The sequence below is a fragment of the Pseudomonas sp. 22515 genome, assembly GCF_052044625.1.
Taxonomy (GTDB): domain Bacteria; phylum Pseudomonadota; class Gammaproteobacteria; order Pseudomonadales; family Pseudomonadaceae; genus Aquipseudomonas; species Aquipseudomonas alloputida.
In genome coordinates this window covers 159,581-175,388 of sequence record NZ_JBQENN010000006.1, presented here as the reverse complement: position 1 = coordinate 175,388, position 15,808 = coordinate 159,581, and the positions used below count along the sequence as shown (strand labels likewise).

Sequence of the window (15,808 nt, the reverse complement as noted above, 5' to 3'; positions counted from 1 at the left end):
ATGCTTTATGGATGATAACTATCGCGCGGCCGTGGACGCGGCCGCAATCTTTTCGGAAACCGACCTGCGTGGGAACATCACCTACGTCAATCAGCAGTTCTGCAGCATCTCGGGCTACAGCCGTGAAGAACTGTTGGGGGCCAACCACCGCATCCTCAATTCCGGGCTGCATGAACCGACGTTCTTTGTCGGCATGTGGCGGGCTTTGGTCGCCGGGCGGGTGTGGAAGGGCGAAATCTGCAACCGGTCCAAGGACGGTTCGTTGTACTGGGTCGACAGCACCATGGTGCCACTGGTCGATCCGCTGACAGGCCAGGTGCGCAAGTATGTGTCGATCCGCTTTGACGTCACGGAGAAGCGCCAGCTGCTGCATACCTTGCAGTGGCGGGTGGGTCACGATGTGCTCACCGGCCTGCCCAACCGCGCCTACCTGTCCGACCTGCTGAACCAGGCCCTGGCCTACTCGCGCCGCGAAGGCATCTCGCTGGCGGTGTGCATGCTCGACCTGGATGGTTTCAAGGCGGTCAACGACGGCTACGGGCATGCCGTGGGTGACCTGCTGCTGGTGGAAGTGGCGCAGCGCCTGAAGAGTATCCTGCGTGGTGGGGATGCCGTGGCGCGGCTGTCGGGCGACGAATTCGTGCTGATCCTGCGCGATGTCGATGATGAGCACCAGCTGCATGCAGCCCTGCAGCGGGTGTTGCGTGCCTTGGCGGCGCCCTGTGTGGTGCGTGAGCATACACTGTCGCTCAGCGCCAGTATCGGCGTGACCCTGTACCCGCAGGATGACGAAGATGCCGACACCCTGGTGCGCCACGCCGACCAGGCCATGTATGTGGCCAAGCAGCGCGGGCGCAACCGTTACCATCTGTTCGACGTGTCGCAGGAACAGGAGCTCAAGGCCACCCACCAGACCGTGGCGCGCGTGCGCCGGGCGCTGCGCAACGGTGAGCTGTGTCTTTACTACCAGCCCAAGGTCAACCTGCGCAGCGGCAAGGTACTGGGCTTCGAGGGCTTATTGCGCTGGCAGCGGCCAGGCCGTGGTGTGGTGCCGCCTGGCGATTTCCTGCCATGGGTAGAGCAGACCGACCTGATCGTCGAAATCGGCGAGTGGGTGATCGGGCAGGCGTTGAGCCAGTTGCAGGCCTGGCAGCGCCAAGGGCAGCCCTGGTCGCTGAGCGTGAATATCGCCGCACGGCATTTGCAGCGCAATGACTTTGCCGAGCGCCTGCAGCAGTTGCTGGCAGCGTACCCGGCGGTGGACCCGGTGCTGCTGGACCTGGAAATCGTCGAGTCAGTGGCCATCGACAACCTGCAGCATGTCAGCCGCTGCCTGGATGCCTGCCGTGCGTTGGGTGTGCGTTTCTCGCTGGACGATTTCGGCACCGGTTATTCGTCCTTGAGTTACCTGAAACGCTTGCCGACCCAGACGATCAAGATCGACCAGTCGTTCGTGCGTGACATCCTTCATGACCAGGACGACCTGGCGCTGACGGAGGCGGTGATCGGCCTGGCGCGGGCGTTTGGCCGCGAGGTGATTGCCGAGGGGCTGGAGAGTGTCGAGCACGGTCGGGTACTGATGGGCCTGGGCTGCGAGCTGGCGCAGGGTTACTGCATCGCCCGGCCGATGCCCGCCAGTGACGTGCAAGCCTGGGCACAGGCCTACCGGCAGCCAGTGCAGTGGCGTGACCCTTGAAGCTCATCAGCGGGCCGTGGTCTTGACCTGCACGGGGGCGCCACCTGCTGTCGATCAGGGGTGGCTTCGAAAACCTGCTGTGCGGCGCGCTTCAGGGTCAATCGATTCATCGCTCACGCAACCGCTTGTACAGTGTGGTGCGGCTGATACCCAGTTGGCGGGCCACCGCCGACAGGTTGCCATTGGCTTGCTCGACCAGGCTCTGCAGGTCCGTCTCTTCAGTCGCTATCGGCACCGGTGTTTTCGACTCGGCCAGAAAACCCGCTGGAAGGTGCTCGACGCCGACCGGTCCGTTGGCCGCCAGGGCCAACGCGACCTGTAGCACACTCACCAGTTCGCGCAGGTTGCCCGGCCAGGGGTGTTGATCGAACAGGTCGATTATGGCCGGGGGCAGCCGCGCAGGTTGCCCGGGCTCGCGGTAGCGGGCATGCACCTGCTCAATCAGCTGGCGCCGGTCAGCGCGTTGGCGCAGGGGAGGCAGCACCAGTGTCAGGCCGGCGATGCGGTAGTACAGGTCCTGGCGAAAGCGCCCGGCGCGCACTTCTTCGGCCAGGTTGCGATTGCTCGCCGACACCACGCGGATATCCACCGGCACCGGTTCGCCACTGCCCAGCGGCTGGATGCTGCGCGACTGCAGTACGCGCAGCAGGCGGGCCTGGGTGGGCAGTGGCATGTCGCCAATCTCATCCAGAAACAGGATGCCGTGGTCGGCCTTGCGGATCAGCCCCGGGTTGCCCTTGTGGTGGGCGCCGGTGAACGCGCCTTTGTCATAGCCGAACAGTTCCGACTCCACCAGTTCGGCCGGGATCGCCGCACAGTTTACGGCAACCAGCGGCTGCCTGGCGCGGCTGCTGGCCCGGTGCAGGGTGTCGACGAACACTTCTTTGCCTACGCCTGTTTCGCCCTCCACCAACACCGGGATGTCCTTCTCCAATAGCAGGCCGGCTTGTTTCAAGGCTTTTTCCAGGCGCGGCTCGGCGTTGCCGGCTTCGGGGCGTCGAATGGTTTCGCGTGGGGGGTGCCACTGGCAGTGAAAGCGGTTGCGCCCGGTGGCCTGCAGAGCGAAGGGCTGCTGTCGGGGATGGCTGAGCAGCTGTTGCAGGGGTAACTGGAACAGTTGCTCGATGTTTTGCTGCAGCGGGTTTACGCCGAGCAGGCTATCGGCCCGGTGATTGGCAGCCAACACCTGTCCGCGCTCATCGAACACCAGCAGGCCGGCCCAAGGGCTGTCGAGGTTGTCGGAGGCGCTGTTGAAGATCAGTTGTGCATGCTGGTCAGCATGTTCGGCGAGGATCAGGCGGTTTTCCAGGCTCTGGCCCATCATGCGCACCAGCCCAAGCGTCTGGCTGGCCGGCAGGTAGCCGTCGCTGGCTACGTCGAGCACCCCGACCAGCTGCCGTGCGGCGTCGAACAGGGGGGCGGCGGCGCTGGACATGTAGCGGTTCTGGCGCAGGAAGTGTTCGTCCTGGCCGACGTGAATCGCTTCGGCGCAAATCAGTGTGGTGCCCAGGGCATTGGTGCCGACGCCACGTTCGTGCCAATGGGCGCCGGCGCTGAAACCATGGTGCTGGCGCGGTTCGATGAAACGCCGCGAGCCCCAGCTGTCGAGCAGGCAGCCGCTGGCATCGGCCAGCATCACCAGGTAGCTGGCGTTACCCAAGAGGTGCGCATAGTGCGGTAGCACTTCCTCGCGGGTCAGGCGTAGCAGGTTTTGGCGCCGCTCCAGCAGGGCGCTGAGCTCGGCGCAGGACAGGCAGTCAAAGTCCGGCGCATGCTGCGGCTGCAGGCCGTGGTCGCGGCAGCGGTCCCAGGAAGCCTGGATCAGGCGGGTGTGGGTCGAAGCGGATGCGGCCATGGGCCTGTCCTGTGTGATTGTTGTCATGGGTCGACCGCCGTTCAGTGTTGTTCACGGCTGTTCATTGTCAAACTGGCCAGTGTCCAGTTGTGCAGTGATTGTGTTCACCTGCGCGCCCGCGATTTGCCAGCGCTGCCACCCAGGCCCCGAACCAGAGCACCGGGCAAGGACTGGCACGGAACTGGCTGTAGCCGGCAGACAACAATCACAAAAAGGCCACGCCATGTCCCTGGTGCTGGAGCAGGTCAGCCGTAGCGTCGACAACCAGCCGTGGATCGTCGAGGCGTCACTGCGTTTCGAGCCCGGTTCGTTCAATGTGCTGCTGGGTCGCACCCTGGCCGGCAAGACCAGCCTGATGCGCCTGATGGCCGGGCTGGACCGTCCGGACCGGGGGCGGGTGCTGATGGATGGCCAGGACGTCACCGGAGTGCCGGTGCGTCAGCGCAATGTGTCGATGGTGTATCAGCAATTCATCAATTACCCGACCTTGAGCGTGTACGAAAACATCGCCTCGCCGCTGCGCCAGGCGCGCATGGCCGAGGACCAGATCCGACGGCGGGTGCAGGAAACTGCCGAGATGCTGCGCATCGAAACCTACCTGCAACGCCTGCCACTGGAGCTCTCCGGTGGTCAGCAGCAACGCACGGCGATGGCCAGGGCACTGGTCAAGGATGCCTCGTTGATCCTCTTCGACGAGCCATTGGTCAACCTCGACTACAAGTTGCGCGAAGGCCTGCGCCAGGAGCTGCGCGAGCTGTTCGCGGCGCGCCATTGCATTGCTGTGTACGCCACCACCGAGCCCAACGAGGCGCTGGCACTGGGCGGCACCACCACGCTTGTGCACGAAGGCCGTATCGTGCAGAGCGGGCCCACCGCCGAGGTCTATCAGCGCCCCAGCAGCGTGCTGGCTGCCGAGCTGTTTTCCGAGCCGCCGATCAACCTGGTGTCTGGCCGTATCACGGGTAACGAGGTGAGCCTGGCCCAGACCGTGCACTTTGCCCGCAATGCCGACCTGGAGCCGCTGGCCGAAGGTGACTACCGCTTCGGCGTGTGCCCCAGCCATATCGCGCTGGTGCCGGCCCATGACGATGACCTGGAGCTGGCGGTGCTGGTGGAGTTGGCCGAGATCAGTGGGTCAGAAACATTTCTGCATGTGCGCAACGAATACTGGCGCATGGTGCTGCACCTTCCCGGGGTGCACGAATACCAGGTGGACACGCCGATACGCGTGTTCATCCCCACGCACAAGCTGTTCGTTTTCGACAGCGCCGGGGTGTTGGTGCAGGCCCCGGGGCTGCGTCAGGCGAGGAGAGGGTGATGGCCGAAATCCGCCTGCGCCAGCTGGCGCACAGTTACAGCCGCCAGCCCGCCAGCGAGGCAGACTATGCCCTGCACGCACTCGAACATGTGTGGGAACAGGGCGGTGCCTATGCGTTGCTCGGGCCGTCGGGCTGCGGCAAGTCGACCTTGCTCAATCTCATTTCCGGGCTGCTGACGCCGTCTCATGGCGAGGTGCTGTTCGACGGCAAGCCGGTCAACCAGCTGTCCCCGCAGGCGCGCAATATCGCCCAGGTGTTCCAGTTCCCGGTGGTGTACGACACCATGACGGTGTTCGACAACCTGGCCTTCCCCTTGCGCAACCAGGGGCTCGATGAAGCCCGGGTGCGTGCCCGGGTGGAAGAAATTGCCGAAGTGCTCGAGCTGACTGCCGTGTTGCGCAAGAAAGCACGCAACCTCACCGCCGATGAAAAGCAGAAAGTCTCCATGGGGCGTGGCCTGGTGCGCGATGACGTGTCGGCGATCCTGTTCGACGAGCCGCTGACGGTGATCGACCCGCATCTGAAGTGGAAGCTGCGGCGCAAGCTGAAGCAGATCCATGAGCAGTTCAACATCACCATGATCTACGTCACCCACGACCAGTTGGAGGCCTCGACCTTCGCCGACAAGATCGCGGTGATGCACGGTGGACGCATCGTCCAGTTCGGCACACCGCGCGAGCTGTTCGAGCGACCGCGGCATACGTTCGTCGGTTATTTCATCGGTAGCCCGGGCATGAACTTGATTGACGTGCGTGCCGAGGCGGGCGCGGTGGTGTTCGGCGATGTCCAGTTGGTCCTGCCCGATGGCTTGTGCGAGCGCCTGGCTGCATTGGCGGGCGGGCGGCTGCAGCTGGGCATTCGCCCGGAGTTCGTGCAGCTGTGGGACAGCCCGTTCGAGGGTGCCTACCCGGCACGGGTGCTGGACGTCGAAGACCTGGGTACCTATCGCATCGTCACCCTCGAACTGGGCGGTGTCGCGCTCAAGGCGAGGCTGGGCGAGGACCGCCCGTTGCCTGTGGACAAGGCCTGGGTCAGCCTGCCGGCGCAGTGGCTGATGCTGTATGTCGACGATGTGCTGCTGGAGGCCGGGCCATGAACAACAAGGTGCCGAACAACAAGGCCTGGTGGCTGGTGCTGCCGGTGTTCCTGCTGGTCGCGTTCAGCGCGGTGGTGCCGATGATGACGGTGGTCAACTACTCGGTGCAAGACATCTTCGACCAGTCCAGCCGCTACTTCGTCGGTGCCGACTGGTACCGCCAGGTACTGCGCGACCCGGCGCTGCACGACGCATTGCTGCGCCAGTTTATTTACTCGGCCTGTGTACTGCTGATCGAAATTCCGTTGGGTATAGGCATCGCCCTGGCCATGCCAACCAAAGGCCGTATGGCCTCGGTGTGCCTGATCGTCATGGCTATCCCGTTGCTGATCCCGTGGAACGTGGTCGGCACTATCTGGCAGATTTTCGGCCGGGCCGACATTGGCCTGCTCGGCGCTTCCCTGGCCAAGCTCGGGGTCAGCTACAACTATGCCGGTGACCCGTTCGACGCCTGGCTCACCGTGCTGGTGATGGATGTGTGGCACTGGACTTCGTTGGTGGCTCTGCTGTGCTATTCGGGGCTGCGTGCGATCCCCGACGTGTACTACCAGGCCGCGCGCATCGATCGGGCCTCGGGCTGGGCGGTGTTTCGCCATATCCAGCTGCCCAAGCTCAAGAACGTGCTGGTGATCGCGTTGATGCTGCGCTTCATGGACAGTTTCATGATCTACACCGAGCCGTTCGTGCTGACCGGCGGCGGGCCAGGTAATGCGACCACGTTCCTCAGCCAGACCCTCACGCGTATGGCCGTAGGGCAGTTCGACCTGGGGCCGGCGGCAGCGTTTTCACTGGTGTACTTCCTGATCATCCTGCTGGTGTCGTGGCTGTTCTACACAGCCATGACCCATGCCGACAAGGACTAGGCCATGAGCACACGCAAATCAATGGCCCTGCTGCTGTACTTCTTCTTCCTGCTGGTGCCGATCTACTGGTTGCTGAACATGTCGTTCAAGAGCAACGCCGAGATCCTTGGCGGCCTGACCCTGTGGCCGCAGGCGTTCACGCTCGACAACTACCGAGTGATCTTCACCGACGCCAGCTGGTACAGCGGCTACATCAACTCGCTGTACTACGTGTGCCTGAACACGCTGATTTCACTGCTCGTGGCGTTGCCCGCGGCCTATGCGTTCTCGCGCTACCGCTTTCTCGGCGACCGCCACCTGTTCTTCTGGCTGCTGACCAACCGCATGGCGCCACCGGCGGTGTTCCTGCTGCCGTTTTTCCAGTTGTACTCGTCGATCGGGCTGTTCGATACCCACATTGCCGTGGCGCTGGCCCATTGTCTGTTCAACGTACCGCTGGCGGTGTGGATCCTGGAGGGTTTCATGTCGGGCGTGCCAAGGGAAATCGACGAAACCGCCTACATCGACGGCTACAGTTTTCCACGCTTCTTCGTGAAGATCTTCATACCGCTGATTGGCTCCGGCATCGGCGTCACGGCGTTTTTCTGTTTCATGTTCTCCTGGGTCGAACTGCTGCTGGCGCGCACCCTGACCTCGGTGAATGCCAAGCCGATTGCCGCGGTGATGACCCGCACAGTGTCGGCATCGGGCATCGACTGGGGTGTGCTGGCGGCGGCGGGGGTGCTGACCATCTTGCCGGGCATGCTGGTGATCTGGTTCGTGCGCAATCATGTGGCCAAGGGCTTCGCCCTGGGCCGGGTGTGAGGAGGGCAACGCATGGAGTGGATGGCCTGGACCCTGCCGACAGCGCTGTTCTTCGCCGCTGTGGGCCTGTTGCTGCTGGGCATGACCCTGCTTGAACTGCGTCGCCCCTGCGTAGAGCGACGGGGCTTTTTGCCGCTGGTCACCAGCCGTGGTGACCGTTTGTTCATCGGCCTGCTGGCCAGCGCCTACCTGCACCTGCTGGTGGTCGGTGTCAGCGACTGGCCATTGTGGGTGGCCTCGCTGCTGTCGCTGGCGTGGCTGGCGGTGGTGTTGCGCTGGGGCTGAGCAAGCGGCCCTGTGGGATAACTGAAACGGGAGATCACAATGTTCGACAACAAACACAACAGGCGACATTTGACCCTGGCCGCGTTGCTGGTACTGGCCAGCGTGCAAGGCACAGCCTGGGCCGACCAGTACGAAGAGGCGGCAAAGAAATGGATCGGCAGCGAGTTCAAGCCTTCGACCCTTACCCCCGAACAGCAGTTGGCCGAATTGCAATGGTTCATCAAAGCAGCCGAGCCGTTTCGCGGGATGAAGATTAACGTTGTGTCGGAAACCATCACCACCCATGAATACGAATCCAAGGTGCTGGCCAAGGCTTTCAGTGAGATCACCGGCATCCAGTTGACCCACGACCTGCTGCAGGAAGGCGATGTGGTGGAAAAACTGCAGACGCAGATGCAGTCGGACAAGAACATTTATGACGGCTGGGTCAACGACTCCGACCTGATCGGTACGCACTTTCGCTACGGCAAAGTGGAATCGATCACCGACCTGATGGCCAACGAGGGCAAAGCCTACACCTCGCCGACCCTCGACCTGAAGGACTTCATCGGTATTTCCTTCACCACTGCGCCTGATGGCAAGGTCTACCAACTGCCCGACCAGCAGTTCGCCAACCTGTACTGGTTCCGCGCCGACTGGTTCGAACGGCCTGAGTTGAAGGCCAGGTTCAAAGAGAAGTACGGCTATGAACTGGGGGTGCCAGTGAACTGGTCGGCGTACGAGGACATTGCCAAGTTCTTCACCGAAGACGTCAAGGAGATCGACGGCAAGCGTGTCTACGGGCACATGGACTACGGAAAGAAAGACCCGTCACTGGGCTGGCGCTTCACCGATGCCTGGTTCTCGATGGCTGGCGGCGGCGACAAGGGCCTGCCCAATGGTTTGCCGGTCGATGAATGGGGCATTCGCGTGGAGGACTGCCATCCGGTGGGTTCCAGCGTGACCCGCGGCGGCGATACCAATGGGCCGGCCGCCGTCTATGCCACGCAGAAGTACGTGGACTGGATGCGTGCCTACGCGCCCAAGGAAGCGCAGGGCATGACCTTCTCCGAAGCCGGCCCTGTGCCGGCGCAAGGCAACATTGCCCAGCAGATATTCTGGTACACCGCGTTCACCGCCGACATGACGAAGCCCGGCTTGCCGGTTGTGAATGCCGACGGCACGCCGAAGTGGCGCATGGCGCCTTCACCGAAGGGGCCATACTGGGAAGAGGGTATGAAACTCGGCTACCAGGACACCGGCTCGTGGACCTTCTTCAAGTCCACCCCCGAGAAGCAACGCTTGGCGGCGTGGCTGTACGCCCAGTTCGTCACCTCAAAGACCGTATCGCTGAAAAAGACCATCGTCGGCCTGACGCCGATTCGTGAGTCGGACATCAACTCCCAGGCCATGACCGAGTTGGCGCCCAAGCTCGGTGGGCTGGTGGAGTTCTATCGCAGCCCTGCGCGGGTGCAGTGGACGCCGACCGGCACCAACGTGCCGGACTACCCGCGGTTGGCGCAATTGTGGTGGAGCCATATCGCCGAAGTCGCCAGTGGCGAAAAGACCCCGCAGGAAGCCCTGGATGGGCTGGCCCGCGACCAGGACCGCATGATGGAGCGCCTGCAACGCTCCAATGCCCAGGCGACGTGTGCACCCAAGCTGAATCCGGAGAAGGACGCCCAGTACTGGTTCGACCAGCCGGGTGCGCCGAAAGCCAAGCTGGCCAACGAAAAGCCCATGGGCGAGACCGTCAGCTACAACGAACTGCTGAAGTCTTGGGAGGCGGCCAGGAAGTGATCGGCTGAACACCGTGGTGGCTTCCCCCGCCCCCTGGGGGCGGACAACCGCTTGCAAGAGCAGGCTCGTCCGCGAAGAGGTCATTTGTCACGGGCAAAAAAAACGGCACCTGAAAAAGGTGCCGTTTTCGCATTACGCGGTATTACTTGTGCAGCTCTTCTGCCGCGTACAGCGTGTTCTCCAGCAGGCACGCCCGGGTCATCGGCCCGACGCCGCCCGGCACCGGTGTGATCCAGCCGGCGCGGGGCAGGGCAGTCTCGTAGACCACGTCGCCGACCAGCTTGCCGTCTTCCTGGCGGTTGATGCCCACGTCGATGACGATGGCACCTTCCTTGACCCACTCACCCTTGACCAGGCCTGGCTTGCCGGCAGCCACGACCACCAGGTCGGCACGCCCGACATGGCCGGCCAGGTCCTTGGTGAAGCGATGGCAGACGGTCACGGTGCAGCCGGCCAGCAGCAGTTCCATGGCCATCGGGCGGCCAACGATGTTGGACGCGCCGACGATCACCGCGTTCATGCCGTACAGGTCCTGGCCGGTGCTTTCCAGCAGGGTCATGATGCCTTTCGGTGTGCACGGGCGCAGCAGTGGAATACGCTGGGCCAGGCGGCCGATGTTGTACGGATGGAAGCCGTCCACATCCTTGTCCGGGCGAATGCGCTCGAGCAGCAACGAGGCGTCCAGGTGTGCCGGCAGCGGCAGTTGCAACAGGATGCCGTCGACGGCCGGGTCGTCATTGAGACGGTCGATCAGCTCGGTCAGGGCTTGTTGCGTGGTCTCGCTGGGCAGGTCGAAAGCCTGCGAAATGAAGCCGACCTCTTCGCAGTCCTTGCGCTTGTGCGAGACATAGACTTGGGAGGCGGGGTCGGTGCCGACCAGGATCACTGCCAGGCCCGGCGTACGCAGGCCTTGCTGGCGACGCTCCACGACACGTTGAGCGATCTGCTGGCGCAGGCTGGCGGCGATAGCCTTGCCATCGATTAGGTGTGCAGTCATAGACGCGTGATTAACCATCGAGAAGGAACAATAAAGAACGTGCATTCTCGCACGACATGGGCCAAGGGCAAAGGCGGGTGGTCGGGCAAATCCCCTAACCCCTTAAATAATTTAAATTTTTTCGAAAAAGGTGTTGACGACTTTCGGGGTCGACTATAAGATTCGCCGCACTTGTCGGGCACAGCCTAGCACTGGTTGGCTAAGTCGGGCAGAATGAGTGGTTTAACAGTTCCTTGTTAGCGTCTCGTTCGGTTAGGCTTCAAGCTTAAGCGCCCGTAGCTCAGCTGGATAGAGCATCCGCCTTCTAAGCGGATGGTCGCAGGTTCGAGTCCTGCCGGGTGCGCCATTAGGCAGCTTTGGCAAGCAAGTAGGTTGTAATGCAATATGGTGGGCGTAGCTCAGTTGGTAGAGCGCTGGATTGTGATTCCAGTTGTCGTGGGTTCGATTCCCATCGTCCACCCCATATTTTTCAAGGGCGCCTCGATAGCATCTGGCGCCTTTGTTTTAAGCGTTACGCGGACGTGGTGAAATTGGTAGACACACTGGATTTAGGTTCCAGCGGCGCAAGCTGTAAGAGTTCGAGTCTCTTCGTCCGCACCATGCTTCTGTAAGGTTGTACCGCAAGACCGCAATATGGTGGGCGTAGCTCAGTTGGTAGAGCGCTGGATTGTGATTCCAGTTGTCGTGGGTTCGATTCCCATCGTCCACCCCATATTCCTGAAAGGCGCCTTGATCGTGAGATCGGGCGCCTTTTTGTTTTGGGGCTGTGGTGTGCACGCCTTCAGTGTTCTGGTGTCTTTGTTTGAGGTCGAGCGTCGCCCGCGCGGCTCCTGGTGTTCCTCCTCGATATCGTGCCGTGCAAACAAGGTGGTCGCCTCGCGGGCGCTGAAAATGTCGTGGTGAGCCACCTCTCGGTCAAATCAAACCCCGCCCCTTGTAATCCTCTGGTGGCACCCCAATAAAAGCTGTTAGATTTCAGCCGGTTGAAACACCGGCCCGTTTGGCCGGCAAAGGACATCACGATGATTGCAAAAGAAGCCCGTCAGGCCCTGGCGCTGCAGCGCTTTGCCGACGCTAATCCGCAGTTGCTCGAGGAGGTCCGCGAGCTGGATGCGCGCGAACAGGCCCAGCAGATCGAGTGGGCGTTCGAGGATGCCGCCGAGGAGCAGGGCATTGAGCCATGGGAGCTGGCGCTGCAATTGATTGCTGAGTCCCCGGAGCAGTTGCAGGCCATGCGCCTGGAAACGCACCGTGAAGTGGCTGAGGCGCTGGGGCTGGAATGGGAGGAATACTGCCAGTTCAACGACATTGACCCTCAATAAAGGAGGCGAATGCGTTGCGGGTAGTTGTTTGACAAAGTATTTCGGCTGCAGGCCGCCCTCCGGCGCCGTGCAGCCCCTGTTGGAAGCAGGCCTGGCGCTGTGCCGTGCGGGCCTTGAAAGTTAATCGACCGGCGTTGTTTTCAGTCGTCCCGTGTGGGGTGACTTCTGCTGCGTGACTCACTAGAATGTTTGCCCTTGATTCTGGAGTCGGGCTAACGCCGGCTAACGTCTGTGCAACGAGGAATATCCATGCAAGTTTCTGTTGAAAACACTTCCGCTCTCGAGCGCCGCATGACCATCGCCGTTCCGGCCGAGCGCGTCGAGAACGAAGTCAACAAGCGTCTGCAGCAGACTGCCAAGCGCGCCAAGATTGCGGGCTTCCGTCCTGGTAAGGTACCGATGACCGTGATCCGTCAGCGTTTCGAGGCGGACGCTCGTCAAGAGGCTTTCGGTGACCTGGTCCAGGCCTCCTTCTACGAAGCCATCGTCGAGCAGAAGCTGAACCCGGCTGGCGCCCCGGCTGTAGAGCCCAAGTCCTTCGAAAAGGGCAAGGATCTGGAGTTCGTCGCCATCTTCGAAGTGTTCCCTGAGTTCACTGTTGCGGGCCTCGAGTCGATCAAGGTCGAGCGCCTGAGCGCCGAAGTGGCTGACAGTGACCTGGACAACATGCTGGAAGTGCTGCGCAAGCAGAACACCCGCTTCGAGGCCGTCGAGCGCGCTGCGCAGAATGACGACCAGGTCAACATCGACTTCGTCGGCAAGGTCGACGGTGAAGCGTTTGCCGGTGGTTCGGCCAAGGGCACCCTGCTGGTGCTGGGCTCCGGCCGCATGATCCCAGGCTTCGAAGAGGGCCTGGTAGGCGCCAAGGCTGGCGAAGAGCGCGTTGTCAACGTGACCTTCCCAGAGGACTATCAGAACCTGGACCTGGCTGGCAAAGCCGCCGAGTTCACCATCACCGTCAACAGCGTTTCGGCACCTGTACTGCCAGAACTGAACGAAGCGTTCTTCGCCCAGTTCGGCATCAAGGAATCGACGCTGGAAGGCTTCCGCGCCGAAGTTCGCAAGAACATGGAGCGTGAGCTGCGTCAGGCGATCAAGACCAAGGTCAAGAACCAGGTCATGGACGGTCTGCTGGCCGCCAACCCGATCGAAGTGCCAAAGGCCCTGCTGGAAAACGAAGTCAACCGTCTGCGCGTGCAGGCTGTTCAGCAGTTTGGTGGCAACATCAAGCCTGAGCAGCTGCCAGTCGAACTGTTCGAAGAGCAAGCCAAGCGCCGCGTCGTGCTGGGCCTGATCGTGGCCGAAGTGGTCAAGCAGTTCGAGCTGAAGCCGGACGACGCCAAGGTTCGCGAGATGATCGAAGAAATGGCTTCGGCTTACCAAGAGCCTGAGCAGGTCATCGCCTGGTACTACAAGAACGACCAGCAACTGAACGAAGTGCGTTCGGTTGTGCTGGAAGAACAAGTTGTAGATACTGTTCTGCAGAAAGCGACTGTGACCGACAAATCGGTCTCGTACGAAGAAGCCGTCAAACCAGCCGAGGCGCCTGCCGCTGCTGAGTAACGGTCTTCTCTCGTAGGAAACCTCCACAAGCCAGCCTTCGAGCTGGCTTGTGCGTATTCAAGCCATGACTATTTGGGAGTGAGCGCAGGACATGTCCCGCAATTCTTATATTCAGCAGAGCTCTGACATCCAGGCCGCAGGCGGCCTGGTCCCGATGGTTATCGAGCAGTCCGCCCGTGGCGAACGCGCTTACGACATCTACTCGCGCCTGTTGAAGGAGCGAGTGATCTTCCTGGTTGGCCCGGTAGAGGACTACATGGCCAACCTCGTCGTTGCGCAACTGCTGTTCCTTGAGGCGGAAAACCCGGACAAGGATATCCATCTGTACATCAACTCGCCGGGCGGTTCCGTCACCGCCGGCATGTCGATCTACGACACCATGCAGTTCATCAAGCCGGACGTTTCGACCATCTGCATCGGCCAGGCCTGCAGCATGGGCGCCTTCCTGCTGGCGGCAGGTGCCAAGGGCAAGCGTCATTGCCTGCCTAACTCGCGCGTGATGATCCACCAGCCGCTGGGCGGCTTCCAGGGTCAGGCCACCGATATCGAGATCCACGCCCAGGAAATCCTCAATATCAAGGCCCGTCTGAACGAGCTGCTGGCCTATCACACCGGCCAGGATCTCGAAACCATCAAGCGTGACACCGAGCGTGACAACTTCATGAGCGCCTCGCGCGCAGCCGAGTACGGCCTGATCGACTCGGTCTATGACAAGCGGCAACTGGCCTCCTGAACCGGGGGGTCAGAGCAGGTGGGCGTCGAAAGCGCCTACCTGCGGACTTGAAAAAGCCCGCAATTGCCTTCATCTTGTGTTGCAAGCCTACCGGATTGGATCGATCGAATGACTGACACCCGTAACGGCGAGGACAGCGGCAAATTGCTTTATTGCTCCTTCTGCGGCAAAAGCCAGCACGAAGTGCGCAAACTGATTGCCGGGCCCTCGGTATTTATCTGCGACGAGTGCGTCGACCTGTGCAACGACATCATCCGTGAGGAGGTGCAGGAAGCCCAGGCCGAGAGCAGCGCGCACAAATTGCCTTCGCCGAAAGAAATCAGCGGCATCCTGGACCAGTACGTGATTGGTCAGGAGCGCGCGAAGAAGGTGCTGGCCGTAGCGGTGTACAACCACTACAAGCGCCTGAACCAGCGTGACAAGAAGGGTGACGAAGTCGAACTGGGCAAGAGCAACATCCTGCTCATCGGGCCGACCGGCTCGGGTAAGACCCTGCTCGCCGAAACCCTGGCACGCCTGTTGAACGTACCGTTCACCATTGCTGACGCCACCACCCTGACCGAAGCCGGTTATGTGGGTGAGGACGTCGAAAACATCATCCAGAAGCTGTTGCAGAAGTGCGACTACGACGTGGAAAAGGCCCAGATGGGCATTGTCTACATCGACGAAATCGACAAGATCTCGCGCAAGTCGGACAACCCGTCCATTACCCGTGATGTCTCGGGCGAGGGCGTGCAGCAGGCACTGCTGAAGCTGATCGAAGGCACCGTGGCCTCGGTCCCGCCGCAAGGCGGCCGCAAGCACCCGCAACAGGAATTCCTGCAGGTTGATACCCGCAACATCCTGTTCATCTGCGGTGGTGCGTTCTCGGGCCTGGAAAAGGTCATCCAGAACCGCTCCACCAAAGGCGGCATCGGTTTTGGTGCCGAAGTGCGCAGCAAGGAAGAGGGCAAGAAGGTTGGTGAGTCCCTGCGTGAGGTCGAGCCGGACGATCTGGTCAAGTTTGGCCTGATTCCGGAATTCGTCGGCCGCCTGCCGGTACTGGCTACCCTCGACGAGCTGGATGAGGCTGCGTTGATGCAGATCCTCACCGAGCCGAAGAATGCCCTGACCAAGCAGTATGCCAAGCTGTTCGAGATGGAAAGCGTCGACCTCGAGTTCCGCAGCGATGCGCTCAAGGCCGTTGCACGCAAGGCCCTGGAGCGCAAGACTGGCGCTCGTGGCCTGCGTTCGATCCTCGAAGGCGTGCTGCTCGATACCATGTATGAGATTCCTTCGAAAAAGGATGTCAGCAAGGTGGTTATCGACGAGAGCGTCATTGAAGGTACCTCGCAGCCGCTGATGATTTACGAAAACAGCGAACCGCAAGCCAAAGCCGCGCCAGACGCCTGATTCAGGCAATGGCCGGTTCTCGGTTGCAAGCAAGAAGGGGGCCTACGGGCCCCTTTCTGCTTTTCCTGTGCAAGCGCTTGTAATTTCTCAAGCGTGCCCCCACA

Annotated in this window: 13 protein-coding genes and 4 tRNA genes; 15 read left to right on the top strand and 2 right to left on the bottom strand. The window is 61.6% G+C overall.

Translation table 11 applies throughout. The features are described from left to right. Window positions 1-7 precede the first annotated feature (7 nt). Complete coding sequence (locus ACTJJN_RS08485; protein WP_012053075.1) at window positions 8-1,696, top strand: putative bifunctional diguanylate cyclase/phosphodiesterase; 1,689 nt, start codon at window positions 8-10, stop codon at window positions 1,694-1,696. A 106-nt stretch (window positions 1,697-1,802) separates the two neighbouring features. Here the strand turns inward: ACTJJN_RS08485 and ACTJJN_RS08480 are convergent, their stop codons facing one another. Beyond that, window positions 1,803-3,551, bottom strand: a complete 1,749-nt coding sequence (locus ACTJJN_RS08480; RefSeq protein WP_440781195.1) for a sigma-54-dependent Fis family transcriptional regulator — start codon at window positions 3,549-3,551, stop codon at window positions 1,803-1,805. A 223-nt stretch (window positions 3,552-3,774) separates the two neighbouring features. Here ACTJJN_RS08480 and ACTJJN_RS08475 point away from each other — a divergent pair, with 223 nt between their 5' ends. Genes ACTJJN_RS08475 through ACTJJN_RS08450 form a run of 6 tightly spaced genes read left to right on the top strand, consistent with a single transcriptional unit; the run spans window position 3,775 to window position 9,697 of the window. After that, on the top strand, window positions 3,775-4,869 hold the full coding sequence (locus ACTJJN_RS08475) for an ABC transporter ATP-binding protein (RefSeq protein WP_440781194.1): 1,095 nt from the start codon (window positions 3,775-3,777) through the stop codon (window positions 4,867-4,869). After that, entirely contained in the window at window positions 4,869-5,966 is a 1,098-nt protein-coding gene (locus tag ACTJJN_RS08470) for an ABC transporter ATP-binding protein (protein ID WP_276216996.1), read from the top strand. The genes ACTJJN_RS08475 and ACTJJN_RS08470 overlap by 1 nt, the downstream gene beginning before the upstream one ends. Continuing rightward, window positions 5,963-6,829 (top strand): carbohydrate ABC transporter permease, encoded by an 867-nt coding sequence (locus tag ACTJJN_RS08465; RefSeq protein WP_003250226.1) that lies wholly within the window; start codon window positions 5,963-5,965, stop codon window positions 6,827-6,829. The genes ACTJJN_RS08470 and ACTJJN_RS08465 overlap by 4 nt, the downstream gene beginning before the upstream one ends. Before the next feature lie 3 nt (window positions 6,830-6,832). Continuing rightward, window positions 6,833-7,633: a carbohydrate ABC transporter permease gene (locus tag ACTJJN_RS08460; protein ID WP_003250228.1), complete on the top strand. Its 801-nt coding sequence runs from the start codon at window positions 6,833-6,835 to the stop codon at window positions 7,631-7,633. Between the two features lie 12 nt (window positions 7,634-7,645). Next, window positions 7,646-7,918, top strand: coding sequence for a DUF2160 domain-containing protein (locus ACTJJN_RS08455; protein WP_003250230.1), 273 nt, complete (start codon window positions 7,646-7,648; stop codon window positions 7,916-7,918). Window positions 7,919-7,957: 39 nt separating this feature from the next. Then, a complete protein-coding gene (locus ACTJJN_RS08450; RefSeq protein WP_003250232.1) occupies window positions 7,958-9,697 on the top strand; it encodes an ABC transporter substrate-binding protein in 1,740 nt (579 codons plus the stop codon). Between the two features lie 142 nt (window positions 9,698-9,839). On the opposite strand, the gene folD is transcribed toward ACTJJN_RS08450, so the two are convergent. Further along, on the bottom strand, window positions 9,840-10,694 hold the full coding sequence (gene folD / locus ACTJJN_RS08445) for a bifunctional methylenetetrahydrofolate dehydrogenase/methenyltetrahydrofolate cyclohydrolase FolD (RefSeq protein ID WP_003250234.1): 855 nt from the start codon (window positions 10,692-10,694) through the stop codon (window positions 9,840-9,842). A 269-nt stretch (window positions 10,695-10,963) separates the two neighbouring features. On the opposite strand from folD, the gene ACTJJN_RS08440 reads away from it, so the two are divergent. The 8 genes from ACTJJN_RS08440 to clpX all read left to right on the top strand — a co-directional run bounded on the left by ACTJJN_RS08440 (window position 10,964) and on the right by clpX (window position 15,704). Beyond that, a tRNA-Arg gene (locus ACTJJN_RS08440) sits at window positions 10,964-11,040 on the top strand. Between the two features lie 41 nt (window positions 11,041-11,081). Further along, window positions 11,082-11,157, top strand: a tRNA-His gene (locus ACTJJN_RS08435). A gap of 52 nt (window positions 11,158-11,209) precedes the next feature. Further along, window positions 11,210-11,294: transfer RNA gene (locus ACTJJN_RS08430), tRNA-Leu, on the top strand. 36 nt (window positions 11,295-11,330) lie between these two features. Further along, window positions 11,331-11,406 (top strand) — tRNA-His (locus tag ACTJJN_RS08425). A gap of 310 nt (window positions 11,407-11,716) precedes the next feature. Next, a complete protein-coding gene (locus tag ACTJJN_RS08420) occupies window positions 11,717-12,016 on the top strand; it encodes a DUF6388 family protein (protein WP_014753847.1) in 300 nt (99 codons plus the stop codon). A 249-nt stretch (window positions 12,017-12,265) separates the two neighbouring features. After that, entirely contained in the window at window positions 12,266-13,579 is a 1,314-nt protein-coding gene (gene tig, locus ACTJJN_RS08415; RefSeq protein WP_003250238.1) for a trigger factor, read from the top strand. Between the two features lie 91 nt (window positions 13,580-13,670). Beyond that, entirely contained in the window at window positions 13,671-14,312 is a 642-nt protein-coding gene (clpP, locus tag ACTJJN_RS08410) for an ATP-dependent Clp endopeptidase proteolytic subunit ClpP (RefSeq protein WP_003259400.1), read from the top strand. Between the two features lie 108 nt (window positions 14,313-14,420). Then, the gene (gene clpX / locus ACTJJN_RS08405; protein WP_003250242.1) at window positions 14,421-15,704 is read left to right on the top strand and encodes an ATP-dependent Clp protease ATP-binding subunit ClpX; all 1,284 of its coding nucleotides are present in this window, start codon (window positions 14,421-14,423) and stop codon (window positions 15,702-15,704) included. The last annotated feature ends 104 nt before the right edge of the window (window positions 15,705-15,808 follow it).